At 49.8% G+C, this 25,380-nt stretch carries 25 protein-coding genes and 1 tRNA gene; 15 read left to right on the forward strand and 11 right to left on the reverse strand.

The window, feature by feature from the left end:
* Positions 1 to 184: hypothetical protein (locus tag AACT35_RS08580; RefSeq protein ID WP_158227976.1), on the forward strand; the 184-nt coding region annotated here is incomplete at its 5' end.
* Between the two features lie 25 nt (positions 185 to 209).
* Here the strand turns inward: AACT35_RS08580 and AACT35_RS08585 are convergent.
* Positions 210 to 632 (reverse strand): hypothetical protein, encoded by a 423-nt coding sequence (locus AACT35_RS08585; RefSeq protein WP_143596811.1) that lies wholly within the window; start codon positions 630 to 632, stop codon positions 210 to 212.
* A 258-nt stretch (positions 633 to 890) separates the two neighbouring features.
* Between AACT35_RS08585 and AACT35_RS08590 the strand changes: the two genes are divergently transcribed.
* The 6 genes from AACT35_RS08590 to AACT35_RS08610 all read left to right on the forward strand — a co-directional run bounded on the left by AACT35_RS08590 (position 891) and on the right by AACT35_RS08610 (position 5,518).
* Positions 891 to 1,169, forward strand: a complete 279-nt coding sequence (locus AACT35_RS08590; RefSeq protein WP_065710797.1) for a hypothetical protein — start codon at positions 891 to 893, stop codon at positions 1,167 to 1,169.
* 112 nt (positions 1,170 to 1,281) lie between these two features.
* Positions 1,282 to 1,947, forward strand: coding sequence for a (2Fe-2S) ferredoxin domain-containing protein (locus AACT35_RS08595; protein WP_099240488.1), 666 nt, complete (start codon positions 1,282 to 1,284; stop codon positions 1,945 to 1,947).
* A gap of 427 nt (positions 1,948 to 2,374) precedes the next feature.
* Positions 2,375 to 4,003, forward strand: coding sequence for an ABC1 kinase family protein (locus AACT35_RS08600; protein WP_012307258.1), 1,629 nt, complete (start codon positions 2,375 to 2,377; stop codon positions 4,001 to 4,003).
* Positions 4,004 to 4,116: 113 nt separating this feature from the next.
* Positions 4,117 to 4,857 (forward strand): serine O-acetyltransferase, encoded by a 741-nt coding sequence (gene cysE / locus AACT35_RS08605; RefSeq protein ID WP_099240491.1) that lies wholly within the window; start codon positions 4,117 to 4,119, stop codon positions 4,855 to 4,857.
* A gap of 173 nt (positions 4,858 to 5,030) precedes the next feature.
* Entirely contained in the window at positions 5,031 to 5,291 is a 261-nt protein-coding gene (locus AACT35_RS15830; RefSeq protein ID WP_099240494.1) for a DUF4258 domain-containing protein, read from the forward strand.
* A complete protein-coding gene (locus tag AACT35_RS08610) occupies positions 5,288 to 5,518 on the forward strand; it encodes a DUF2283 domain-containing protein (protein ID WP_030006972.1) in 231 nt (76 codons plus the stop codon). The genes AACT35_RS15830 and AACT35_RS08610 overlap by 4 nt, the downstream gene beginning before the upstream one ends.
* A gap of 42 nt (positions 5,519 to 5,560) precedes the next feature.
* On the opposite strand, the gene AACT35_RS08615 is transcribed toward AACT35_RS08610, so the two are convergent.
* From AACT35_RS08615 to AACT35_RS08635, 5 genes are all read right to left on the reverse strand, one after another.
* Complete coding sequence (locus AACT35_RS08615) at positions 5,561 to 6,031, reverse strand: CRR6 family NdhI maturation factor (protein WP_099240846.1); 471 nt, start codon at positions 6,029 to 6,031, stop codon at positions 5,561 to 5,563.
* Positions 6,032 to 6,042: 11 nt separating this feature from the next.
* A complete protein-coding gene (locus tag AACT35_RS08620) occupies positions 6,043 to 7,062 on the reverse strand; it encodes an ABC transporter ATP-binding protein (RefSeq protein WP_099240497.1) in 1,020 nt (339 codons plus the stop codon).
* A 15-nt stretch (positions 7,063 to 7,077) separates the two neighbouring features.
* Positions 7,078 to 7,590, reverse strand: coding sequence for a Fur family transcriptional regulator (locus AACT35_RS08625; RefSeq protein WP_030006969.1), 513 nt, complete (start codon positions 7,588 to 7,590; stop codon positions 7,078 to 7,080).
* Positions 7,591 to 7,768: 178 nt separating this feature from the next.
* On the reverse strand, positions 7,769 to 9,256 hold the full coding sequence (locus AACT35_RS08630; RefSeq protein ID WP_099240500.1) for a nucleotide-binding protein: 1,488 nt from the start codon (positions 9,254 to 9,256) through the stop codon (positions 7,769 to 7,771).
* Positions 9,257 to 9,310: 54 nt separating this feature from the next.
* Positions 9,311 to 9,715 (reverse strand): Npun_F0494 family protein, encoded by a 405-nt coding sequence (locus AACT35_RS08635; RefSeq protein ID WP_045441899.1) that lies wholly within the window; start codon positions 9,713 to 9,715, stop codon positions 9,311 to 9,313.
* A gap of 303 nt (positions 9,716 to 10,018) precedes the next feature.
* Between AACT35_RS08635 and bchB the strand changes: the two genes are divergently transcribed.
* Complete coding sequence (gene bchB, locus AACT35_RS08640; RefSeq protein ID WP_099240502.1) at positions 10,019 to 11,545, forward strand: ferredoxin:protochlorophyllide reductase (ATP-dependent) subunit B; 1,527 nt, start codon at positions 10,019 to 10,021, stop codon at positions 11,543 to 11,545.
* Positions 11,546 to 11,686: 141 nt separating this feature from the next.
* A complete protein-coding gene (gene fmt / locus AACT35_RS08645; RefSeq protein ID WP_099240504.1) occupies positions 11,687 to 12,673 on the forward strand; it encodes a methionyl-tRNA formyltransferase in 987 nt (328 codons plus the stop codon).
* Positions 12,674 to 12,737: 64 nt separating this feature from the next.
* On the opposite strand, the gene AACT35_RS08650 is transcribed toward fmt, so the two are convergent.
* The 3 genes from AACT35_RS08650 to proS all read right to left on the reverse strand — a co-directional run bounded on the left by AACT35_RS08650 (position 12,738) and on the right by proS (position 16,705).
* Entirely contained in the window at positions 12,738 to 13,937 is a 1,200-nt protein-coding gene (locus AACT35_RS08650; RefSeq protein ID WP_099240507.1) for an HhoA/HhoB/HtrA family serine endopeptidase, read from the reverse strand.
* Between the two features lie 212 nt (positions 13,938 to 14,149).
* Complete coding sequence (locus tag AACT35_RS08655) at positions 14,150 to 14,590, reverse strand: DUF29 domain-containing protein (protein WP_099240510.1); 441 nt, start codon at positions 14,588 to 14,590, stop codon at positions 14,150 to 14,152.
* A gap of 57 nt (positions 14,591 to 14,647) precedes the next feature.
* Positions 14,648 to 16,705: a proline--tRNA ligase gene (proS, locus tag AACT35_RS08660; protein ID WP_445267906.1), complete on the reverse strand. Its 2,058-nt coding sequence runs from the start codon at positions 16,703 to 16,705 to the stop codon at positions 14,648 to 14,650.
* 399 nt (positions 16,706 to 17,104) lie between these two features.
* Here proS and AACT35_RS08665 point away from each other — a divergent pair, with 399 nt between their 5' ends.
* The 4 genes from AACT35_RS08665 to AACT35_RS08680 all read left to right on the forward strand — a co-directional run bounded on the left by AACT35_RS08665 (position 17,105) and on the right by AACT35_RS08680 (position 23,275).
* Positions 17,105 to 19,819: a cation-transporting P-type ATPase gene (locus AACT35_RS08665; RefSeq protein WP_099240514.1), complete on the forward strand. Its 2,715-nt coding sequence runs from the start codon at positions 17,105 to 17,107 to the stop codon at positions 19,817 to 19,819.
* Between the two features lie 202 nt (positions 19,820 to 20,021).
* On the forward strand, positions 20,022 to 21,818 hold the full coding sequence (pyk, locus tag AACT35_RS08670) for a pyruvate kinase (protein ID WP_012307271.1): 1,797 nt from the start codon (positions 20,022 to 20,024) through the stop codon (positions 21,816 to 21,818).
* A 151-nt stretch (positions 21,819 to 21,969) separates the two neighbouring features.
* Complete coding sequence (locus AACT35_RS08675; RefSeq protein WP_030006960.1) at positions 21,970 to 22,425, forward strand: LapA family protein; 456 nt, start codon at positions 21,970 to 21,972, stop codon at positions 22,423 to 22,425.
* 22 nt (positions 22,426 to 22,447) lie between these two features.
* Complete coding sequence (locus tag AACT35_RS08680) at positions 22,448 to 23,275, forward strand: segregation/condensation protein A (RefSeq protein WP_099240517.1); 828 nt, start codon at positions 22,448 to 22,450, stop codon at positions 23,273 to 23,275.
* Here AACT35_RS08680 and AACT35_RS08685 read toward each other — a convergent pair.
* Both AACT35_RS08685 and AACT35_RS08690 read right to left on the reverse strand, forming a co-directional pair.
* Positions 23,265 to 23,597, reverse strand: coding sequence for a hypothetical protein (locus AACT35_RS08685; protein WP_099240519.1), 333 nt, complete (start codon positions 23,595 to 23,597; stop codon positions 23,265 to 23,267). The two genes, AACT35_RS08680 and AACT35_RS08685, sit on opposite strands and share 11 nt — an antisense overlap.
* Before the next feature lie 31 nt (positions 23,598 to 23,628).
* Positions 23,629 to 23,709 (reverse strand) — tRNA-Leu (locus tag AACT35_RS08690).
* Between the two features lie 132 nt (positions 23,710 to 23,841).
* Between AACT35_RS08690 and AACT35_RS08695 the strand changes: the two genes are divergently transcribed.
* Complete coding sequence (locus tag AACT35_RS08695; protein WP_030006957.1) at positions 23,842 to 24,618, forward strand: COP23 domain-containing protein; 777 nt, start codon at positions 23,842 to 23,844, stop codon at positions 24,616 to 24,618.
* A gap of 287 nt (positions 24,619 to 24,905) precedes the next feature.
* Positions 24,906 to 25,349, forward strand: a complete 444-nt coding sequence (locus tag AACT35_RS08700; RefSeq protein WP_012307276.1) for a hypothetical protein — start codon at positions 24,906 to 24,908, stop codon at positions 25,347 to 25,349.
* Positions 25,350 to 25,380: the final 31 nt, after the last annotated feature.

Below are 25,380 nucleotides of genomic sequence, written 5' to 3' on the forward strand. Positions count from 1 at the left end.
CCAACAAAATCACCTCCGCGCCTTCCAACGGGCCGCAGGATTACCGATCAATACCCCACCCCTCGACCCCGAACAGGCAACATTCTATGAACAACGAGGCACAGGGGGAAGGAAAGGGCGGGGCTTTCGACATGGTCAACGCAGAAGAACTCTGTCTGGCCACTGTGGGACGAGCTGTCGTTAATGTTTCGGGGGGCGATCGCCTTTGGCTAGCAGTGAAATTTTGGAGCTTGAGCCTCTACATTCACTGCCGCCAGGTCAACACCACCCATCTCCAAGGGCTGACCCGCACGGCAACGGTTACCCTGCCCGGTCATGCCTTGACGACCCATTCCACTACGCCCTCGATGGGGGGCCCGATCAAGAACGGTCCGAATTTCTGCAATCAGTTGACGAACCGGTTCCCATGCTTCACCGGGATTGGTGTCGCACTGGGCTTGATAATTTACCAAGATATCCTCGAGTTGGTTGAGGGTTTGCCCCGTGAGAACAGCCTGCCCGCGATCTAAATGCTTTCCCAAGGTTAATAGCTCCTCTTCAATCGCTGCGGGGACGCGAATCGTTTTCGTTGCGCCACTCTGCCATGCACTCTTACGACCTGCACCGGGACGCATTCCGCCTCTACCTCTCATTATCTTTCCTCCTGAAAAATGTGGGAAATCTATTACTTTATCTACCTTCAAGATAGCTCTCTGTTGATTTCGTGTCAATATCTAAAAGTCTTTAGGGCAAGAGTTTATAGATTTCGTCACAGAATAAAAGTCGCCACTGTTGCCATCTCCAGCCTAATACATTAAATTTCCCTATAAGAGATGCTTCAATTGCAAAAGCTATGCAATAATAAACTCGGGTTTACCCTGCAAAACTTTCAATGAGGTTCAAATTTAGCCATGTCTTTGATTCACTGGAATAAGTCCGTCCTCAGTTTGCATCTCAGGGAAATTTTTGAGGATTATCATCGGGGTGATTCAACGGCGCTAACTAGTCTCGGGACGGTGATGTTGGGGGCGATCGCCTTATCGACCACCTTCAAATTGGGGAAACCGCTACTAAAACAAGCCATCAAGACCACCCTGACTCTTTCTACAAATCCCCCTTCTTCCCCCGTTTCACTCCGGGCCAATCTCGAATCATCCCAGCGTCATCTCCCAAATACTCGTTCCGAATAGAACATAGATTTTCCTGAAGACGTTACAGAAAAAAGCATCCTTAGCTTCAAATCATCGCCAAAAACAAGGGTTGTATCTGGTTCATTTGTTTAAGAAAGATTTTTATTTATCTATGATTACACTAGCCGTTCACCATCAATCTTTCACTTTTGTCGGTACAGCCAGCAACTTTAAACTGGGCAAACACCAGCGGATTCGACATTTTGACCTCCAGACGGACCATGGCTCCTACCGATTTAAGATTCCGAGCAAACTCCACAAACGGCTCCATTTTCAGCTCGAACTCCATAGCAAGCTAGAGGTGCGGGGCATCATTTGGCGTCATCCCAAAAAATCCAAAGAGAAGTTAGAAATTCAGCACATCGCTCTCTTGTCAGAGTCTCAAGGCGCAACACCTAATGAGTCCTTTGGCGATCGCCCCCTAGAAACTGCCGATTCAACGGGTAACGAAGATACCAACATCGCAGAAAATCCCTGCGCAAAAACCAATAGCGCTCAGAAAATTGTTCTTTGCAAAAAATCCACCTGTTGGAAACGGGGCGGTCAACTCATCTATGACCGTCTCCAACAAGCGATCCGTGACCAAGACATCGCTGACCAAGTTAGTATCGAAACCACTGGTTGCATGGGCCGCTGTAAAAAAGCGCCTAATCTGATGGTGATGCCCGACAAACAAAAGTACAGTAACTTTCCTCCCAATGCCGCGGCCGATCTCATCCACCACCATTTTCAAAAACACTTAGATCCACAATTTCTTGCCTCCGATCAAATTATTTGAGTGGATACCAAGATAAAAATAATAAATATTAATCCCAGACTTCGATGAGTTTATGAATGCCACTAACTCTTTATTCTCAAAACGTCTAGGGTAACCAATGATTTTGATCGAGCATTATTATTTACAGCTATTTCAATGTCTTTTTGTTTGCTTTGACTGATAGCAATTATTTAAAAGAACAAGTATGAAATAACTTAGGTCAGCACAGTAAAAGATAAGTGGCTTTAGAGAATTTTTGACACAGGTGATATCATATAGACCTGCCTTATTTTTGGCTTACCAAGTCCTTAACCTCTTGACTCATTCGGCCATCCAACTATCATGAAAAAAAGCCAGAATTAAAGAAAATTTTTCCTTGACTACTGTGGAATTTTCCGAAACGACTAACGTATAGTAGAGACCAAGCTAATTCTACATCGGGTGTTCCATGGTTTTTTCTCTGACCCAGAGCAGTTCACGCCAGCGGGAAATTATTGAAATTGTTTTCAGTAATGGTTGGGACTTCATGAAGAGTCTCCTGACTGGTGGTAAAGCCGATAAACCACAGATCCCCCCCCCTGAAGTTTTTCGCAATATTCTGGTGGAGCTAGGGCCTTTTTATGTCAAGCTCGGACAGCTTCTGAGCACTAGGCCCGATCTTCTACCCCCGAAATACATTGAGGCCCTCACTGCCCTCCAAGCCAAAGTCCCCACGGTGCCTTGGTTTGAAATTGAGCAAACCATTCGTCAGCAACTTTCCCAACCCCTCGAAGACGTTTTTCAAGAAATTAACCCCAACCCCATTGCAGCGGGTTCCATTGCCCAAATCCATCGGGCGGTTCTGCGGAATGGTCAAGCTGTCGCCCTGAAGGTACAACGGCCAGGCATCGATCAAATCGTCGCCCAGGACATTGCCCTTATTAAAGGAATTGCAGAACTCGCTGCTCTCACAGAATTTGGCCAAGATTATGATGTGATTGCCCTCGCGAAAGAGTTTACCAAGGCTGTCCAGGCGGAGCTCGATTTTCGTACTGAAGCAGGTTATACCGATCAGCTCCGGCGCAATTTAGCGAAAAGCAGTTGGTTCGATCAACAAAAACTGACGATTCCAGAAATTTATTGGGAGCTGACCACCGAAAAGCTGCTGGTCATGGAATGGCTCGACGGAAAACCCCTCCTTGAAGCGGAGGTCACTTCAGAAAAACAACGTCAAGCAATCACGACAATTTTGTTTCGGGCCTTTTTCCAGCAAATTTTTGTGGATGGTTTTTTCCATGCTGATCCCCACCCCGGTAATATTTTCTATCTCGATAGTCAGACGGTGGCGTTAATCGATTGTGGGATGATTGGTCGCCTTGATCCACGCACCCAAAAACTACTAACAGAGATGCTACTGGCCATTGTGGATATGGATGCCCAGAGCTGTGCTCAGTTGACCCTAGAACTATCCGAAGGGGCGCACACGACGAACTTAGCCCGCCTAGAAGCTAACTATGATCGCCTGCTGCGTAAATATTACGACCGGAGCTTAACACAATTGAATTTTAGTGAGGTGTTCTATGAAATTTTGCAGGTAGCCCGCAACAATAAGGTTAAACTGCCGGGAAATTTGGGTTTGTATGCCAAAAGTCTCGCCAATTTGGAGGGGGTCGCCCGCAGTTTTAATCCAGAGGTTAATTTACTCGATGAAATTAAACCCCTGATTACTGATATTTTCCGGCGGCAATTGGTGGGAGACACCCCGTTTCAGACCATGTTCCGCACGGTTCTCGATCTGAAAACCATTTCTTTGCGATCGCCGCGCCAGATTGACGTGATTCTCGACCGCCTCAGCTCAGAAACCCTCCAGTGGAATTTAAACCTGCGGGAACTCGATGGCCTGCGCCGTAGCATTGACGACTCCGCTAATCGCCTTTCCTTTAGCATTGTGGTGGGGTCATTAATCATGGGAGCCGCGATCATTACCATTTCGCCGAACCGTCAGTTAATGATTGTGAATGAAATTTTGTTTGCGGCAGCCAGTCTTTTAGGATTGTGGCTAATCATTAGTATTTTGCGGTCAGGACGCCTAAAGTAAATATCCTCTGGATGATGAAATCTAAAAAATTGCCCCAGGCAGAACAACCAAGGGATACTATAGAAAATGGCCTTGACCTTTGGCATGAATTATCGCTCTGATTAGAATTCATTATGCTCTCCACCCTCTTCGCCGACTTCCGCATTATTTTTGAACGGGATCCCGCTGCGCGTAACTGGCTTGAAGTTCTATTTTGCTATCCGGGCCTCCAAGCGCTGTTGTTTCATCGCGTCTCCCATGCCCTCTATCGCTCTGGTCTGCCGTTTATCCCCCGGTTTCTTTCCCACATCGCCCGCTTTTTAACGGGAATTGAAATTCACCCAGGTGCCCGCATTGGCCACGGAGTTTTCATTGACCATGGTATGGGCGTTGTTATTGGTGAAACGGCTATTGTTGGTGACTATTGTTTGATCTACCAAGGCGTCACCCTCGGCGGCACGGGGAAAGAGAGTGGAAAACGTCATCCTACCCTCGGTGAAAATGTCGTTGTTGGTGGGGGAGCCAAGGTGCTCGGCAATATTGAAATTGGGAATAACGTGCGTATTGGCGCGGGATCAGTGGTTTTACGCCATGTGCCTTCGGATTGCACAGTAGTCGGCATTCCGGGGCGGATCGTCTATCGTTCTGGGGTCAAGGTCAATCCTTTGGAACACGGCAGCCTACCCGATTCGGAAGCAACGGTGATTCGTACCCTCTTAGACCGCATTGAAGCCCTAGAAGAGCAAGTCCAAACTCTCCAAGGTCAACAGCAGCCGGATCTCGTGACAGTCGCCCACCGTCGTCAAAATCACAAAGATAGCTGTCGCTTGTCTGACCGGGAAATTCAACAATATTTAGATGGTGCAGGCATCTAAAATTTAGGTAGCTTGATTTGTTTGATCAATAAGCTTTGAGATAAATTGCTTAGGACAAAAGGGAAGCTCGATTAATTTTTGTTTTGACGATTTCTTTAGCCTGAAACAACGAGGGTGCGTTGCTGATCTAGCGAAATTTTGAATTTTTCGAGGTTCTCAAAAGACTTTCGATCATGGAATTTATATTGTCTCACCACGCCCTAGAAGAAAGTAAAAAGCGTGGGATTTCCCTCGAATTGGTCGAGTCAGTTCTTGATAATCCTCAGCAGATTTTTAAACAGAATGAAACAATAACAGTTTATCAATCCCAAGTTATTTTTGATAATGGCAAAAAATACTTAATTCGTATTTTCATGAATACGACAGTTGATCCCAAGAAGATTGTCACTCTTTATCGTACTAGTCAAATTAAAAGATATTGGAGAGCCGAATGAAAATTAAGTATGATCCTGAAGTTGATGTGTTGCGCATCACCTTAAAAGATGTAGCTATTGAGGAAAGTGGTGAAGAAAATCCTGGCATCATTCTTGACTATGATCAAAAAGGCCAGGTCATTGGCATCGAGATTTTACAAGCTTCAAAACGCATTGATAATCCCCAGGCCATTGAATACCAAATCCTACCAATATCTATGGCTGCGGTGACAGAACCAATGGCTTAGTCTGTCCGAATATTACTCGTTCAAAAGCCAGATCAAATTTCCCTAAAGACTATTTAAAAAGTCGTCGTCTAGTTCGTAGCCTAATAACTGGGCGATCGCCTTTACCCGTGACTGGGGCTGAATGCCGAACTTCGGTAAGGTTTCGCTGAGGCAAAATACTTTATTCATCACAAAAATTTCGAGGGCTTCGGGGTTATATTGAATCCCTTCGGTGCGATGAAATTGATGGGGCACGAGCATCGCCGTATAGCGGCCTAATTCCCCTGCTTTCCAGTCGAGGAGAAAGAGAAACCAAGGAAAAATCGCATCGAGGCGCACAAACCAAAGACGAATTTCTGGAATTTCTGAAAGTTCACGGGGATCATTCGCTTCCTGGGGAAAATCAATCTTTAACTGAAACTTTTGCTCATGGTCTGCGAGGGCCTCATCGAGCAGGATCGATTGCACCAGGGTTTTCAGGGGGGCCAAATTAAGACTGAGGATGTCGCGTTGGGGAATTTTGATCTCTGCCATGGTTGCTTTGGTCAACAGCCTTCCCATTGTAAAGCTTGGAGATGGGCGCTGAGTGCCCCTAGGCTCATGAATTGCATTTGGCGATCGCCCTGGGACAAAAGCCAGCGAGTCGGCTGTTCCTGGAGATTGAGGCGCAATGGACAAGGCGTTTGTACCGCTTCAAAACCCAGACGCATTAAAGCACGTTCTGTCCAAGTGGCTGCCAAACCTTGACCCATAAATTGGATCGGCGATCGCCGCTGGTACTGCAATTGAAACTGACCACTCATTTGATCAAAGTAAAAGCGATCGCTACTAAAGGTTGTCCCCAAATATCCCTCTAGGGCCAACTCCTCCGGTGTCCCCACCACTAACCTTTGACTGGGGGTAATCAGCCAGAGCTGATCCGCACTCCGCAGAGCCAAATCGAGGTCATGGGTCGACATCAAAACGGTGCGTCCTTGTTGGTGCGCCAAAAACCGCAGCAGTTGCATCACTTCCACCCGGCGAGGCACATCGAGATAGGCCGTCGGTTCATCCAGCAACATCAAATCCGTCGCCTGGGCCAAGGCCCGCGCAATCATCGCTTTTTGTCGTTCCCCGTCGCTAATATTGTTCAGGGGTTGGGCCTGGAGATTTGTCAAACCAACGGCGGCGATCGCCTCCCGGACAATCTGTCGATCCGTTGGCCCCAAACGCCCTTGCCAATCGGTATAGGGATAACGCCCCAAGGCGACTAATTCCGTAACCGACATCCAGGCGAGATCAACCCGCTCCGTTAAAACTAAGCTGAGGCGCTGGGCCCGCTGGGCCGCATTGAGTGCATTCAATGGTGTACCGTTCAGCCAAACTTGACCCGCTTGGGGAGCTTCAAGACCTGCCAATGTCCGAATTAGGGTGGATTTTCCTGATCCATTCGCGCCCACTAAACAAACAAACTGACCCTGGGCGATCGCCAGATTCAAATCCTGAAGCAAGGCACGCCGTTGGTAACCCACCGTTAAATTTTCTGTGACCAATAAAGGCGATTGGGGTTGCAATGTTACCGTCAAAGGCGATCGCCTCGATTAATGGAGGTGGGTTTGGGCTTTTTCCCGCGAACAGACCCAATCGTGGGGGAGCGCCGAGGGCCAACCCATCAAGCGAGCCTCCGGACAAATGGTGGTGATCGTTAACTGGCAATCGAGTAACTCGAACCCCTGCTGTTGGCATTGAGCAATGCTGTGTTTGTTGATCGCGACATCCTCAAACTCAATGGTTTTATTGCACTGGACACAGACTAAATGGTGGTGGTGCGCCTGGGACTGGTTCAGTTCATAATGCTTATGGCCTTCTGCTAGCTCCAGCTCCCGTAAAATACCCATGCGAGTCATGAGTTTTACGCTACGGTACACCGTCGAGAGACTAATTTTTTCCTGTTGCTCCAATAGCTCATTGTGCAAATCTTCAGCGCTGAGGTGTTCACCCTTCGGCAAATTTAGAAAGGTGCGGAGAATTTTTTCCCGCTGGGGCGTTAACCGCCACCCTTTAGCATTGAGTTCGGTCTTGAGGGCGCTTACGTCGTAGGAAGGTACCAGCATATTTTTCAACAAGTTCAGCTTATTGACAATAATAAACGCCCTTTTCTACTTTTGCAACAATCTAGCCTTATTGCAAATAAATACTAACATTCAAGTCACCATCGGCCCCAAAAGGCGATCGCCTGCTGTAATCTACGCCAACAAAAATATTGCCCCTTTTTCTATCAACCGAGGACGATTAAGCGGCATCCTCTAATAAAATCGTCGGATCAACATATTGCTCAAGGTGATTGGCGAGGGCTTCGAGGATTGCTTCTTGCCGTTCGTTGAAATTAGCAATACCTGTCGGTAGAGAAGAGAGGCCCCGTTTTTGGCGGAGGGCATTGAGCCAAAAGCGACACCAGGGGCCATTATTAAACAAACCTTGCAAGTAGACGGCCCAGATGTTTTGACTTTGGTTCACGAGACCCAGGTTTGGGGTTTCAAAGAGTTGGGTATAACCGCTACTGGGAGCATAGTTCAGGATGTCACAGGGGAGGGTCATGCCGCTCAGGGGAAGATTTGGAAAGGGGAAGCGCGAAAATGTTTCGGTGGGGAAGAGGGCGGCCTTGGTATGGGGTTGGCTATCAAAGGGCGTTAAACCGAGGGCTGGTTGAAAATCGCCACTGGGGAGGGCAATTTTTTTACTGAGGAGATTGGCACCATTGCCGATCCCTAACACCGTGCCGCCTGCATTGACATATTGCTGTAGCTGTTGGGGATAGCCATATTTGTGGAGATAGTCGAGGTCGGCGATCGCCTGGCTGGTGTGGGGCACAATCACCGCATCGGGATAACCCAAGGTCTCGGTCGGATCAATAAATTCCAACTGTACCGAAGCCTCACCCATCAGGGCATCAAAGTCTGCATAGGGACAGAGGTGGGGGAGCTGGATTACCTGCAAGCGCAGTTTATTTTGGGGTAAATTGACAGGGTTATGGGCAACGGTAGTACACAGGCTTTCGGGGTCAAAGGCCAGATTTTGGAGGGGCCGAATATAGCCGAGGACGGGTCGTTTGAGATGCGTTTTGACCCACTGACTGGTTTGGGTTTCTTGGGGGCGATCGCCTTGCCACTGATTGAAGATTACCCCCCGAATTAGTTGACGATTTTCTGGGGAAAGCCGTTGCCAGAGGCCCCAGAGCTGATTAATGGCCCCTTCATGGGTGCAGTCGATCAAAATAATACCCGTGACGGGCGTCTCTAAACCCTTGAGAATCTCAAAATTTTGGTCGGTATCGCTGGTAAGGGGATGGTAAAGACTGTCGCGATAACTATCGAATAGCAGCACATCGTATTTCGGCGGCAATGCCATCAAACATTCTCGAATCAGCGGTCGCGCAATATCGTAATAACTATCGTAGTAAGCCGTTCGTTTGACAGTACCAATCCCCCGCCCTTGAATCAGCAGTTGAAATTTGGGCTTTGACTCACCAGGGGGGCTACAGGCTTTTAGTAAAACTGGGTTGAGATGGGTTGTTGGTTGGATTTTTGCGGCCCACGCTTGCCACGCCGCTGATTGACTGACTTCTGCGTCGGCACTGACCCGATAGCCTTTTGTGATTTCCGTTTGACTTTGGAAAGGAACAACTCGCAACCCCTGCCGAGTTAGGGAACGGGCCAGCGCCGTAATTAACCATGATTTTCCAGACCGACGACTAGGGCTAAAAATGGCGATCGCCCGCATGAAGCTTCCTCACATTAAACCGAAAGATAGATGCATAGATTTAGATTGTACAGTCTAGACCGAAAACCGACTCAGCCAACGTTGTAAAGCATTTTTGCACCGAGCCAACCACGACACCTTTACCACCTGGGGGGCCGCTTGCCATTGGGCCAACACCTGACGACCCAGGGGCGTTAAGCGAAAACTATCTGTCAAACCTTGACCATCAACCTCCCGCCGGAGCAATCCCACTTGAATCAGCCACATCATCAACTCTTCCACGGCCCCTTCCGGCAGCGATCGCCCACTATAACCCGCCCGGAGTCCAGCTTCTCCAGCAATATCAGGGAGCGCCACACTCTGATCTTTCATCGCTGCCAGTAGTTCCCACCGGAGCGGTGTGCAAGCAAAAGCCACCAGTGCCCGCTGTATTGTTTCAGGAGCGTATTGAATGGGTTTTGGTGTAAAAACTTGGGTCATGGCTAGGAGCAGAGACAATTGCAATCAAACGAAATTCACTAATAAAGTGCATTGTATATCCTTCCCCAAAGTTCTTGACGGCGAATCATCATCGAGGCAAAGCTTGAAATTCGTTGAAAGAAACAGATGATGACCCTTTATTCGTAGAGATATCCCTTGAAATGAAACCATTTTCTTTGCGAGATACATCGTTTTATTGACTTTTGTTTTCTTCTCTGAGAACCCGAAAATCATTTGCGAAAATGACACTGACTGAGATCACTTTTGATCACAAACCAGTTTTTTTTGGGAGTAAAAATACCTATGAAACTTGCCTATTGGATGTATGCAGGCCCAGCCCACATCGGCACATTACGCATTGCCAGTTCTTTTAAAAATGTCCATGCGATTATGCACGCTCCCCTAGGCGATGATTACTTTAATGTGATGCGTTCGATGTTAGAACGGGAACGCAACTTCACCCCTGTCACCGCCAGCATTGTGGATCGGAATGTTCTGGCGCGGGGCTCCCAAGAAAAAGTTGTTGATAATATTGTCCGCAAGGATCAAGAGGAACGACCCGATCTAATTGTCTTGACCCCCACTTGCACTTCAAGCATTCTCCAGGAAGACCTCGAAAATTTCGTCGCTCGCGCCCAATTGGATGCCCAGGGTGATGTCATCTTGGCGGATGTGAACCACTACCGGGTCAATGAACTCCAGGCTGGCGATCGCACCCTCCAGCAAATCGTCCAGTTTTATATCAATAAGGCAAGAAAAAAAGGTGACTTAGCCACTGAGAAAACCCCGCAACCGTCGGTGAATATTATTGGGATTTCGACCCTTGGTTTCCACAACAACCACGACATCCGCGAACTGAAGACTTTGATGGCCGAGTTGGGGATTAGTGTGAATTTAGTAATTCCTGACAAAGCCTCTGTCCATGATTTGAAAAAATTGCCCCAGGCCTGGTTTAACCTTGTGCCCTACCGGGAATTGGGCCTGCCCACGGCAAAATATTTGGAACAAGAATTTGACCAACCCTATGTGGACATTACACCGATGGGCGTTGTGGAAACGGCCCGTTGTATCCGCGCGATCCAGGCGGTGATTAATGACCAGGGAGCCACGGCAGATTATGAAGCCTTTATCGAAGAACAAACCCTCCATGTGTCTCAGGCCGCTTGGTTTAGTCGTTCCATTGATTGCCAAAATTTAACGGGCAAAAAGGCGATCGTCTTTGGGGATAATACCCACGCTGTCGCAATGACGAAAATTTTGGCGCGGGAAATGGGCATCCATGTGGTGCTGGCGGGAACCTATTGTAAATATGATGCTGACTGGTTCCGCCAAGAGGTGAGCGAATACTGTGATGAGATTTTAATTAGCGAAGATCATGGCGAAATTGCTGATGCGATCGCCCGCCTAGAACCCGCTGCCATTTTCGGCACCCAGATGGAACGCCATGTGGGTAAACGGCTGAATATTCCCTGTGGCGTAATCGCCGCCCCGATCCACATCCAAAACTTTCCCATTGGTTATCGGCCTTTCGTGGGTTATGAGGGCACTAACCAAATCGCGGATCTAGTTTATAACTCCTTTACCCTGGGCATGGAAGACCATTTGCTCGAAATTTTTGGCGGCCACGATACCAAGGAAGTCATTACCACGACCATGTCGGCCAGTTCTGATCTGAATTGGACAACGGAAGCCCAGGGACAACTCAACAAAGTCCCCGGATTTGTGCGGGGCAAGGTGAAGCGCAACACCGAAAAATATGCCCGCGCCCAGGGACTGAGTGAAATTTCTCTGGAAGTGCTCTACGCCGCTAAGGAGTCTGTCGGTGCTTAATTAACGAGGCCCCCCTGCCCCCAGTTTGGGGGAGATTTAGGAGCAGTTCAAAAGACCGATGAGGTTTGCATAATCGCTAAGGTCGGGGGAGATCTGCGCTAAAGTGAAAGGCTGATCGCACGCTTGGTTGCTCTTTTTCCCATGCTTAAAGTTGTCTTTTTCGGTACGCCTCAGTTTGCAGTGCCCTACCTAGAAGCCCTTTTGAATCACCCGGACATTGAAGTGCTGGGGGTCGTTACCCAACCGGATAAGCGGCGGGGTCGGGGTAGTCAACTGATTCCGTCGGCGGTAAAAAAGGTGGCGATCGCCCATGATCTTCCCGTCTGGCAACCGAAGCGCATCAAAAAAGACCCTGAAACGCTGGAAATTCTCGAAAATCTCCAGGCCGATGTGTTTGCCGTAGTTGCCTATGGCCAGTTGCTCTCGCCGCAAATTCTCCAGATGCCCCGGCTCGGCTGTGTCAATGGCCATGGTTCTCTGTTGCCGAAATATCGGGGAGCCGCGCCGATCCAGTGGAGCTTAGTCCAGGGAGAAACGGTGACGGGGATGACCACCATGCTCATGGATGAGGGGATGGATACCGGGGCAATGCTCCTCAAAGCCGAAACGCCCATTGATCTTTGGGATAATGCCCATGATTTGGCGGTGAAATTAGCGACCTCTGGGGCGGCTTTACTGACGGAAACCTTAATTCAACTAGCCCAGGGAAATATTACCCCCATCCCCCAGGAGTCAGACCAAGCAACCTATGCGCCGTTGATTCAGAAAGAAGATTTTCAGCTAGATTGGCAAAAAGGGGCGATCGCCTTACATAACCAAGTACGCGGTTTCTATCCCAACTGCCTCACCACCTGCCGCGATAAACCGTTAAAAGTGTTAGAAACGATCCCCCTCGTACCGGAATGTTTTGCGCAATATCCCGCAGCATACGAACCCCTCAAGGAATTTGTTGGGAATACAGGGAAGGTTGGGGAAATCGTGGCGATCGCCAAAAAATTTGGGCCAATTATTCAAACTGGGGACGGACTCCTACTGCTCAAACAGGTGCAACCCAGCGGCAAAAAACCCCAGTCCGGTTGGGATATGGTCAACGGGATGCGCTTAACTGTCGGTGAATCTTTGGGCTAGAGCGCAAAAAAAGTCCCCAGGTTGTGAACCCGGAGACCTTGGGGGAAATTTCAACTAAAAGAACCTAGGAAACCCCTTGCATTTGTGCCGTTCTCAAGGTGAGTTCTGAGGTGCGATCGCCCCGGCGCAGTTCCACTTTCAAGCTGGCATCAACGCCGCTCTGTTCCACGGTTTCCTGGAGTTGTTGGGCATTGGCGATCGCCTTACCGTTGATTTTTGTAATCACATCGCCCCGACGCAGACCCGCTGTTTCTGCTGGACTACCCGGCACCACACCCAGCACCAGCGCTCCGTTTACTTCCGGTAAGAGCACGATGGAATTGGGGTCAGCATTATTTTCCTTAGCCATCTCTGGGGTGAGGCTCACCATCCGAATCCCAATGAAGGGGTGGGGCACTTCTTTGCCAGCGGCGAGGGTGGGTTCGAGGGCCTTCGCCTTGTTGATCGGGATTGCAAATCCAATGCCCATCGCATCCCGGCGGATCGCGGTGTTAATGCCAATCACTTCACCGTCGGCGTTGAGGAGGGGGCCACCGGAGTTACCAGGGTTAATGGCGGCATCGGTCTGGAGAAAATCGACCCGCTTATCGGGAATTCCTGCCTGGGCCGAAGACCGTTCTAGGGTACTGATAATGCCGAGGGTAACAGTATTATTCAAACCCACTGGATTCCCTACGGCGATCGCCCAATCACCCACCTGCACAGACCCAGAATCACCGAGGGGAGCCACGGGAATAGACTCATTTCTGGGGTCAATTTTCACGACGGCCAAATCAGTGACTTCGTCGGTACCCTTTACTTCCCCTTCAAAGCTGCGGCCATCTTTTAGGGTAACGGTAACGCGGTCAGCGCCGCTCACAACGTGGGCGTTGGTGAGGATCACCCCAGACCGATCGGTAATAAACCCAGATCCTTGTCCGGTAACCACCTGGCGCTGTTCATCGGGAAATTGCATCCCAAAGCGATCGCCAAAAAACTCCCGGAAAAATGGATCATTCATAAACGGGTCTTGGAAGCGGCGCACCACGGTTTTTTCTGTGTCTAGACGCACTACCGCTTGCCCTGTCCTGGCCACCGCATCGGCGACAAAACTTCGACCTGCGGCTACGGGTACCGCTGCCACTTCCTGGGGCGGATTGGTATCAGCTAAAGGTTGGTTGAGGGTTTGGCTAGAGCCTTGCATTGCCCCGAAGGTAATGGCACAGCCCACACAGAGGGCAACAATGTGGGTTGTAAATCGTTGGACAAATTTTGATCGTCTCATAGAAGTTTTTCTATCCAGTCTGTATAAAGTTTTAGGATGATGGCCACATCGAGCCGGGCGTTGGAGGGACACCGCAGGAGGTTTTATCGTTAATCTTAGCAATTGAATTCTCCCGGTTTAGGTGAGGTTTTCCCGCCATTACTAAACCCTGAGTCACAATTTTTGACGTAAATTTGCTGGTTTTGGTTCACAAAAATGGAGATTGTAATGGCTTAACCCAAACCAAGAATCTGTTCTAGATCGTAGGGACATTTCTGGGAAAAGCTGTCTTGGGATAAACCTATTTCTGCCTTTGCCCGTTGCCGTGCTGTGGTGTAGGCAGAGGCTAAAATCTGCTGTAAATAGGGCCGCAAACTCGGAGAATCTTCTAATTCGTCAATAATGCGGCGACGGTGCTCAATGATCGTTGACTCCCAGCTACCAGAACGTTTCTCTGCCTGAAAGTCCCACTGCAGTAAGTGCATCAACAAAATGATCAAATTACTCTTGAGGCGGTGGCGATCGCGTTTACCCATCGATTCTATTTCATCAATTAGATGTTCCCAATCGACGGCCACATAATCCCGGAGGCGCAATTTTTCGAGGGTCTGTTGCAGCCAAAGTTGATAATCTTGGTCGTAGGTGATGTCGGGAATCCTAGGCGTTGGAACCATCGCTAAAAAAGGGGAAATCGCTTAACCCTAGGGCCATTATAACGATTCCCCAGGGGCTTACTGGCCTGCGGCTTCGACCCAATTTTTTAAGGTCGCAACCACAGCATCGAGATCAAGATCTTGGCGATCGCCTTCTTTGCGGCGCACCACTTCCACCTTGCCATCCTTGAGGGATTTCCCTGTGACAACCCGGAAGGGAATACCAATCAGTTCTGCATCCTTAAACTTCACCCCAGCTCGTTCGTTGCGGTCATCAAGGATGGTTTCAACTCCAGCGGCGTTGAGATCGGCATAGAGTTTTTCTGCGGCTGCCATCTGTTCTTCACTCTTAACATTGGGCACGACTACCACAGCATGGTAGGGGGCGATCGCCACGGGCCAGATAATGCCATTTTCATCGTAGGATTGCTCCACGGCGGCCTGGGCCAGACGGGAAACGCCAACCCCATAGCAGCCCATCACCAGGGGTTGTTCTTTACCATTTTCGTCGGTAAAGGTGGCCCCCATAGCCTCGGAATATTTTGTCCCCAGTTGGAAAATGTGACCCGCTTCGATGCCCCGTGCCGTTTGCAGGATTTGGGTCGGATCATGGACAGCGCGATCGCCTGCCTTTGCCAACCGCACATCCACTTGCAATTCAGGCAGTTTAAACTCTGTGCCCCAGTTTGCACCGAGGACATGGTAATTCGTTTCATCGGCACCCGTGACAAAGTTTGCCAAAGGCACTGCAGTTTGATCAATTACTCGTGTAATTATGGGATAAGCCCATTTCTTTGTGATTTTCATCACAAACTGATGAATAAGCACTGTTGAAGAAGATTGTTTTTTTTCTACCCTATATAGATATTGAAGAAAGTTAATAAGTAAGTGTTTCAAGTCGCCTTTGTAATTTTTAATGAGCTGTAATGCTTCATTTTTTAACGAGTTTCCACTTTTATCCCTGACTTCTTCTGCTATAGACTCAAGGGCTTCCAATGTTGGTTCTTGGATATGATCATCTTTTAAATCAGGAGATATATACCCTAAAGGCAAAGGCTTTTTAAACCATTTCTCTTGAATATTTGCATCAGCGACTGTCAGAGAAATTATAGTTTTAGAGTTACTATATTTACGACCATGCTTGGTTAATTCATTTTGAAGCTTAACCTCGTTAATCTCTTGATCACCACGAATAGACACCAAAGCAAAAACAGTTATCCCTTTGTTATAAATCACCTCATAAAGGACATTCTTAACAACACAAGTGGGAGAGCAATCTAGGAAGTCACACAGGGATTCAATGGTGGCTGTATCCGGGGTTTCGCGTTTTTCAAAACTGTTGAAAGGAGAGGCGATCGCCTCAACGGGTAGAGACACAGCTTTCTCAGTATTCGCGGCGTACTTTTCATCCTCGGTATAGAGAATTTCATCTTCCCCGGCATCGGCGAGGATCATAAATTCCTGGGAACCAGAACCACCAATGGCCCCAGAGTCGGCTTCTACCGCCCGGAATTGTAAACCACAGCGACGCAACATATTGCGGTACGCCTGATCCATGTCTGCGTAGGTTTTTTTGAGGCATTCCTCAGAAGCATGGAACGAGTAGCCGTCTTTCATGATGAATTCCCGCCCGCGCATTAAGCCAAACCGGGGTCGAATCTCATCGCGGAATTTCGTCTGAATCTGGTACAAATGCTGGGGCAACTGCCGATAGGAACGGATCATGTCCTTGGCAATGGTAGTAATCACTTCCTCGTGGGTTGGCCCTAAACCCAACTCTCCATCCAGGCGATCGCGCAGGGAAAACATAATCCCTTCTGCCTGGGTGTAGGTATCCCAACGGCCCGATTCTTGCCAAATTTCTGCGGGTTGCAACTGGGGTAACAGGGTTTCCTGGGCCCCGGTGGCATTCATCTCTTCCCGGACAATCTGGGATACCTTCTGGAGTACGCGCCACATCAACGGTAGATAAGCATAAATCCCCCGCCCAATCCGCCGGATATAGCCGGCCCGCAGCAGGAGCTTATGGCTAGGAATCTCCGCATCGGCGGGATCTTCTCGGAGGGTAACGAACAGACTTTGGGAAAGGCGCATGGTTATTTTGAGTTTTTCGTGACAGCTAATGGAATGAACCATCGCCCATTATGGATTACTTGCTGCCATTTTAGAATCGGGGGCCTGATCAGAACGTTGTCGGTAGCCAACTTTTTCCCGGAATAAACGAGAGGAATCAGCACATTTAATAATAAATGAAAACAAAAAAATCTCTCTTTTATGTTTCAAAAATTGGTTTCAAGCCAATCGAGCCAAATTTGTCTTCACTAGCGCAGACAGTCTTTGGAGAATTCGTCGAAACTTAGATTTCTTGCGGGGTGAATATGGAAATGATGCAGAACAAGATTACTTTTACTTTAAACTCAGAACATCTTAAACAAGACAGATAAAAAGCTTAATAATTTAACTACACAATTCTATAGAACTAAATTGCTAGAATTTGGAGGATCAAATTTGCAGGTTAATTTTTAAGCTTAAGTTATGCCAGTGTCATCATCACTTCCTCCCTGCCATACCCAATCAGAGGCCGAATTAATTCAATCCCTAAGGAGCGATGCAGAACGGGGATTATCGCCAGAGGCGGTGGCCCAGCGTTATGAGCAGTATGGTTGGAATGAATTGAAGTTTCGGGCTGGGAAACCAGCTTGGTTGCGTTTTCTGTTGCAGTTCCACCAACCGCTTCTATACATCCTAATCATCGCCGGGAGTATTAAAGCGGCTTTGGGTTCCTGGACGAATGCTTGGGTTATCTGGGGAGTCACTTTCATTAATGCGGTGATTGGCTATATCCAAGAGGCTAAGGCGGAAGGGGCGATCGCCTCCCTGGCAAAAGCGGTCACCACCGAAGCGATGGTTCTGCGGGAAGGCAATACCCTGCGGATTCCGTCACGGGATTTGGTGCCTGGCGATATTGTGCTGTTGGCTTCCGGGGATAAAGTCCCGGCGGATTTGCGGTTACTCAAGGTGCGGAACCTCCAAGTTGATGAGTCAGCCCTGACGGGGGAAGCGGTGCCCGTCGAGAAAAAGTTAGGTCTTTTACCCCTAGATACGCCCCTAGGCGATCGCCGCAATATGGCCTATGCGGGAAGCTTTGTCACCTTTGGTCAGGGCACAGGTATCGTCGTGGCGATCGCCAATCAGACGGAAATGGGGCAGATTTCCCAATCCATGGAGAAGCAGGTCAGTTTAACCACACCACTGACCCGAAAATTTACCAAATTTAGCCATTCCCTGCTGTATGTGATTTTGACCCTGGCGACCCTCACCTTTGCCATTGGTTGGGGCCGGGGGGGTAATCTCGCCGAGATGTTTGAAGCTGCCGTGGCCCTGGCCGTGAGTGCGATTCCCGAAGGATTACCCGCCGTAGTGACGATTACTTTGGCGATTGGGGTGAACCGGATGGCCCGCCGCCATGCCATTATTCGTAAATTACCCGCCGTAGAAGCCCTCGGAAGTGCCACGGTGGTCTGTTCTGATAAAACGGGCACCCTCACGGAAAATCAGATGACTGTCCAGGCGATCTATGCGGGGGATGTTCATTTCAAAGTGAGTGGCAGTGGCTACAGTCCGAAGGGAGAAGTTTACCTGGCCGCAACCGGTGATGATGGGGATGCCAGCTTTGAAACCCTGCCCCCAGTCCTGGCAGAATGTCTCACCGCAGGGTTGCTCTGCAACGATTCCCAACTGAAACAAACGGGTGATGATTGGTCTGTGGTGGGCGATCCAACGGAAGGAGCCTTGATTACTGCGGCGGCGAAGGCGGGCCTCAGTCAGGTGGGTTTAGACGCCCAGCGGCCCCGGCTCGATTCGATTCCCTTTGAGTCGGAATATCAGTACATGGCGACGCTCCATGATGGCACGGGGCGGACAATCTATGTCAAAGGGTCGGTGGAATCGCTGTTGCGCCGTTGTGAAACGATGTTATTGGACGATGGTCAGGCGATCGCCCTTGATCCTGCAGTCATCGAAGCAGTGGTAGAGACCATGGCCACCAAAGGATTACGGGTTCTCGCCTTTGCGAAAAAAGAAGTCAGCAGTCACCAACACAGCGTTGACCATGAGGATCTCACCACGGGCCTTGAGTTTTTAGGACTCCAGGGAATGATTGATCCCCCCCGACCGGAGGCGATCGCCGCTGTCCATGCCTGCCAAACAGCAGGAATTAACGTCAAGATGATCACCGGTGATCACATTGCCACCGCCAAGGCGATCGCCCAACGCATGGGAATTCGCACCGGAGAAACAGTCATTGCCTTTGAGGGTCAAGACCTCGAAAAAATGGATCCTCAAAGTCTGGCCGAGGCCGCCGAAACTGGGTCGGTCTTTGCCCGGGTTGCCCCAGCCCAAAAACTTGCCCTCGTCGAAGCCCTTCAGAAAAAAGGTGATATCGTCGCGATGACTGGCGATGGCGTGAACGATGCCCCAGCCCTCAAACAAGCCGATATTGGCATCGCCATGGGTAAAGGCGGCACCGAGGTGGCCAGGGAATCCGCCGATATGCTGCTCACCGATGATAATTTTGCCTCCATTGAAGCCGCCGTCGAAGAAGGACGCACCGTTTACCGCAATCTCCGCAAGGCGATCGCCTTCCTCTTGCCCGTCAATGGCGGTGAATCCATGACTATTTTGATCAGTGTCTTGCTGGCGCGGGATTTGCCCATTCTGTCTCTGCAGGTGCTGTGGCTGAATATGATCAACTCGATCACCATGACTGTGCCCCTCGCCTTTGAAGCCAAGCCCGCCGGGATTATGCAATCGCCCCCCCGCAATCCCAACGAACCCCTGATCACCCCCAAGCTGCTGCGACGGATCGGGATTATTTCGATCTTTAACTGGATTCTTATCTTTGGCATTTTTGAATGGATCAAAACCAGCACCGGCGATCTCGCCCTCGCCCGCACCATGGCGATCCAAGCCCTCGTTGCCGCTCGGATCATTTATTTATTGAGCATCAGTCAACTAGGCCGTAGCCTCCTTCATTACATCAGCGGCCAAACAAAAACCATCATCCAAGCCCCGCTCCTGTTGGTTGGCATTGCCGTCGCCGTCGCTTTGCAGGTCGCCTTTAGTCAATGGGGCCTGATGAATCAACTCTTTCAAACAGCTCCCCTCACCTGGCAACAGGGATTAATCTGTGTACTGCCGATGTTACCGATGATCCCCACGGCGATCGCCGCTAACTATTTAGACACTTGACCCTGAAGGAAAACCACAAAAATAAGGGGAAGATTCTCTGGCTTCCCCCTTGTCCACCAAAAGCTTCCACCGACAGACCCTAGAGCAGATCCCATCGAGATTCCTAAAATCTCCCAGAACTCCCCTGCCACGTATAGAAAGAAACGTCAACTTTTGGGATAATATGAGGCTTGTTTTCCCAACTGACCCGAGAAAGTTCACTATGCCCTCTAGAGAAATGCCCCGCCGCACCAAGATCGTCGCCACCATTGGCCCTGCGACTAGCAAACCAGACGTTCTCCGGGAAATCATCGAAGCAGGGGCAACTACTCTACGGCTAAATTTCTCCCATGGTACCCATGATGACCACCAACGCAACATCCGTCTGATTCGACAAACCGCCTTTGAACTGAACCAACCCGTTGGTATTCTCCAGGATCTCCAGGGGCCAAAAATTCGCCTTGGTCGCTATGAGAGCGACTTTATCACCCTCAAAAACGGCGATCCCTACATCATCACAAGTCGCGAAGTACCCTGTACCCAAGAAGTCGGCTACGTCAGCTATGACAAGCTAGCGGAAGAAGTCCCCGAAGGCTCCACCATCCTCCTCGACGATGGCAAGGTAGAAATGAAGGTCGAACGGGTCGATATTGCTGCAAAAAATCTCCACTGCCGCGTGGTCGTCGGTGGCAAACTCTCCAATAACAAAGGGGTCAATTTTCCTGGGGTCTATCTCTCCGTCAAAGCCCTCACCGATAAAGACCGCGAAGACCTCATGTTTGGCCTCGACCAAGGGGTCGATTGGGTCGCCCTCAGTTTTGTGCGCAATCCCCAGGATGTCCTGGAAATCAAAGAGCTCATCGCCAATGCCGGGAAAAATGTCCCTGTGATCGTCAAGATCGAAAAACACGAGGCGATCGAACAGATGGAGGCTATTCTGTCCCTTTCCGATGGTGTTATGGTCGCCCGGGGGGATCTTGGGGTCGAACTGCCCGCCGAAGACGTGCCCATTCTCCAGAAAAAACTCATTGCCACTGCCAACCGCTTCGGGATTCCTGTGATTACCGCCACCCAGATGCTCGATAGCATGGTGAGTAATCCTCGCCCCACCCGCGCCGAAGTTTCCGATGTGGCCAACGCGATTTTGGATGGTACCGATGCGGTGATGCTTTCTAACGAAACTGCTGTGGGCGAATTCCCCGTAGAAGCTGTGGCGACCATGGCAACCATCGCCAAGCGCATCGAAAAGGAACCCGACGGCATTCAAAAACAACCTTCTGATAAAAAATCGATTCCCAATGCTATTTCTGCCGCCGTCAGCCACATTGCTGGACAGTTAGATGCAACGGCGATCATGACCCTCACCAAGTCTGGAGCAACGGCCCGAAACGTCTCCAAATTTCGCCCAGCAACGCCGATTCTTGCTGTCACCCCCCATGTGGATGTGGCCCGTCGTCTCCAGTTGGTCTGGGGGGCAAAGCCACTCCTTGTTATGGATTCTCCGTCAACGACCCAAACTTTTAAGGCGGCGATTAATGTGGCCCAGGAGAGCGGTTTTCTCCATGAAGGGGACTTGGTGATCATGACAGCGGGGACGCTCCAAGGGGTGTCTGGTTCTACAGATCTCATCAAAGTCGAAATGGTGCAGGCGGTGCTCGGAGAAGGCATTGGCATTGGTCAAGGGGCGGCCAGTGGTCGTGCCCGGGTCGTGAATCAAAGTGAAGATATCAATGATTTTGGCCCAGGAGAAATTCTCGTTGCTCGGTCTACGGATGCGGCCTATGTGGAAATGATCCGTAAGGCCAGCGGCATCGTGATCGAAGAACCAAATCAAAATTGTCACGCGGCAACTTTGGGGATGCGGTTGGGTATTCCGGTGATTGTCGGTTTTAAGGAAGCAACTCAGTTAATTCGGGATGGCTCGATTATCTCCATTGATGCCCGTCGAGGCACTGTTTATTCTGGGGTAAATGTGAGCCTTGGGGATGCTGTGGGTGGCACCAAAATGTCCCTGGCTTAAGCCCAGGCGATCGCAATTATCACTTTTATCATCCGGCGGCCCCAACAATGTTTGGGGCAATTTTTTTGGGTTGGAACAATTACGATATCCTAGGGGGTGTATTGGCGGTCGCCATCGAGATCCGCCATGCGATGCATCCTGTGGAGAGATCATGCGGCAACTGAATTTTTTATTGTTTTTTGCCCTGTGCTTAGCCCTAGCGCTATTTAGTATCGAAAATACGCAACCCGTCGGGATTAACATCATTCCGGGATTCCAAGCCGAAGCCCCCCTCTCCATCGAACTCCTGCTGGCGGTGGGCACAGGGGCGATTTTAGCCTGGATGTTTAGCCTGTGGGATCAATTGCAGCGGCAAATTGAATCATGGAAAGCCCAACGGGAACTGAAGCTCCAGAGTCAAAAAATTGAGGAATTGGAAAAAGCTTTGGCTGAACTGCAGACCGCCCAACAAAACGCCGCGGAATCATCGGCAGATTCCCCCAGTGTGACGACCGCGTCTACCGAAAACAAAACGGTGCCTGAACCTGAAACTTCTACTGATACGGTGGACACCCAGAAACCTGCTGAAGCATCCCCAGAAGAGTCTCAACCTGAGCAAACGGCCTGATTTTTGACCCTTTGATGCAACCATGGCCACCCAACCCCAAGCGGCGATCGCCACCCTCATTGAACTAGCCCAACAGGGAGAAATCGATCCCTGGGATGTGCAGGTCATCGATGTCATTGATCAGTTCCTCAGTGAACTAGGTCTCGCCGGGGATACAGACCCAATGCTGAGGGAGGCCGACCTACCCCAGTCGGGTCAAACTTTTCTATGGGCCTCCAAACTTGTCCTCCTCAAGGCCGACACCCTCGAAAGTTTAACGGCCATTGAAGCAGAGGTTCAGGAAGAAGAATTCTACGAAGATTGGGACGCAAGCGATACGGAACGACTCCCCCTCAAGCTGGAAAAAAGACTCCGGCGGCGGGCTACGGCACCTCCCCCAAAACGGCGGCGGGTCACCCTCCAGGAATTTATTGAGCAAATCCAACAAATTGCCAACGAAATCGAGGATCATACCCCCAAAAAACGCCTCAAAACGCCACGTAAACTATCCAATAAAGCGGCCATTAAACAGATTACCCAGTTGGCCCATGATGAAAATCTCACGGAATTAGCCGCCCAGCTAGAACAATTTTTCCAGACCCAGATGCCCTCTGATCCAGAAACCCCCGTGGTGTTTGCATTAGACGATTTAATCCGTCAATGGATCGCCTACAAAGAAGCCAACGAATTTTTCCCCCAGGAGATCACCGCCAAACAACATCGCCACGAAAAGGTCGGGATCTTTTGGGCTTTACTTCTGTTGTCGGCTCAATCAAAGGTGGTGCTTTCCCAGGACGATTTTTATGCGCCGGTGCTGGTGCGTCCGCTTTATCCAGGGCTGCCACCGGGAGATTTAAACTCTAAACCGTAAACGATTTCAGCACCCAACCTAATAAAATGCCCACCCCTGTGAAGCGAACAATTTGCCAAAAGGGTTCCTGCCACTTGAGCAACTGACTTTCGAGTTGCAGTTCTAACTTCGCGATTTCGGCGGCAATGAGGTTGAGTTCTGTTTTGAGGGAGGCTTGTTTTTGGATCGTTTCTGGCTCTGCCTGGAGATTCTCTTGTTCTGCTTTCAGCTCTGCGATGCGGGCTTCGGCAGCCTTGACCTGGGCGTGGCGGTCTTTTAGGGCGGCAAGGTCAGTTTCCACTTGGGCGATCGCCTGCTCAAATTCAGTGTGGGAAAGTGCCATCACTCCAAACCCCAGGAACTTTTTTTGTAAATGCGGACGGAGAGACTCGAACTCTCACGTCTAGGACACTAGAACCTAAATCTAGCGCGTCTACCAATTCCGCCACGTCCGCAAAATTAATTAGCTCAGTAAATATATCACATCCATTTTCCGGCCGACAAGGGGAACCTAAAGTCAGCTTATCCCGTCATCAAAACCCATAGGATCCCCCTAAAATTCACTGTGACGCACGAGAAATTTGAAGATGAGTAAAGGTTTGCACACTCGAACTTGGTTAAAAATCGGTATTGTCGGCTTAGAAATTTTAGGGTTTGCCGCCAGCAGTGCGATCGCCCAGGTACCGCCGGACATCGTTGTGGACACAGATTCCAATGCGGGGAATACGCCTGGTGATGTGATCTACAATTCTGGCGATCGCCGTTTTGTGTGTCAGTACGACCAGGGACAATACACCGTAATGTACCAGCCCGAAAGTCGTCCGGGGGAAGTTTATCCTTGGGCGATTCCCCGCACCATGGGAGGCGGTTGGAATGCAGAGCGTCGCTGTGAAGAAATTGCCCGCCGCTTGGAACTGTACCGGGGTGATGGTCTCGTCGAACTCACCACTGGCCGCGAAAATGGTTACGACATCGTTTGTGTGACCACCGAACTAAACCCCACCTGCCAAATCGTCTTTACGGTGCCCCGGGGCCAAAATGCGATCGCCACACGGGATCAAGTATTCGATAATCTCCTCAGTGCCGATAGCGGTTTCCAAACCCGTGGGGTCAATACCTTCATGGGCACTGGCTCGACCAATAGCCTCCTGGGACAACTCCAAAGTATTTTTGGCGGCCGCTCTACCTCTACCCCTAGTCCCGTAGCCCAAGGTTACTCAAACAGTGGTATTAGTCTCAAGCCCTTTCTCGATCCCGCCGATGGTGGTACCGGAGAATATTTAACCCAGGGTCGTGCGGCAGGCCAGTCGAACCCGAACCCAAGCAACAATGGCCTCAGACTCAACACCGATCTCTTCCGTTAGATCATTTAGCATCTAGGCCCCAGAGCATTTAGTTTTGCCCGTAAGCGTCCTCTACTGTGTAATTTTTCCCTAGGCGATCGCCTAGGGTTTTTTCTAGTCTTTAATATTTCGATCGTTAACAATCTAGTAAAGCGGGTCGCTGGCTTTTTCGGAATGGGGCAGAACTCCTTACAATAGAAGGAGGTTTCGTCACGAATCCCCACTGTGTGTGATCAAGGTTTTTGGTCAACTAGAACAGGGTCAAATGACATTGATTCGTCTCGTAGTCCCAAGGAGCAAGATACATTGTGGCCCATAGTTTTTTGTTGGAAGCAGGTCGCTGGACGTTAAATGGTAGTTGGATCGAACGAAATCAGCCCCCCATTCTCATTCGGGGTAAAACAATTGTTGCTTGGGGCCAAAATAATTGGTTTACGATGGTGACAAAGTTAACGTTTCAAGACGGCGATCGCCCCGAAATTTCCTATCAATACAAAGGGCGTTTAGATAGCGGTGAGCGACAATATACCTATGTATTGCAACAAAGTATTTTGGGACGGGTGGAAGGAGAAGGTTGGGTTGGCTCAGAATCAATCGTTCAGCGATACTGGGTGCTTGGCGATCGCCAACGGCGCAGTGGCTTTGAAATGTTTTACCAGATTAACGACGATGAATATCGCTACTCCGGGGGCATCCTCGCCGGCCATTACCTCACCAGTACCATTGAAGGGACTCTCCTCCGTCAGCTTTAATAGCTTTAATCTTTTAAGTTTTGTCCGGTCT

It is taken from the genome of Synechococcus sp. BDU 130192 (genome assembly GCF_963876085.1).
In the GTDB taxonomy this organism is placed as follows: domain Bacteria; phylum Cyanobacteriota; class Cyanobacteriia; order Cyanobacteriales; family MRBY01; genus MRBY01.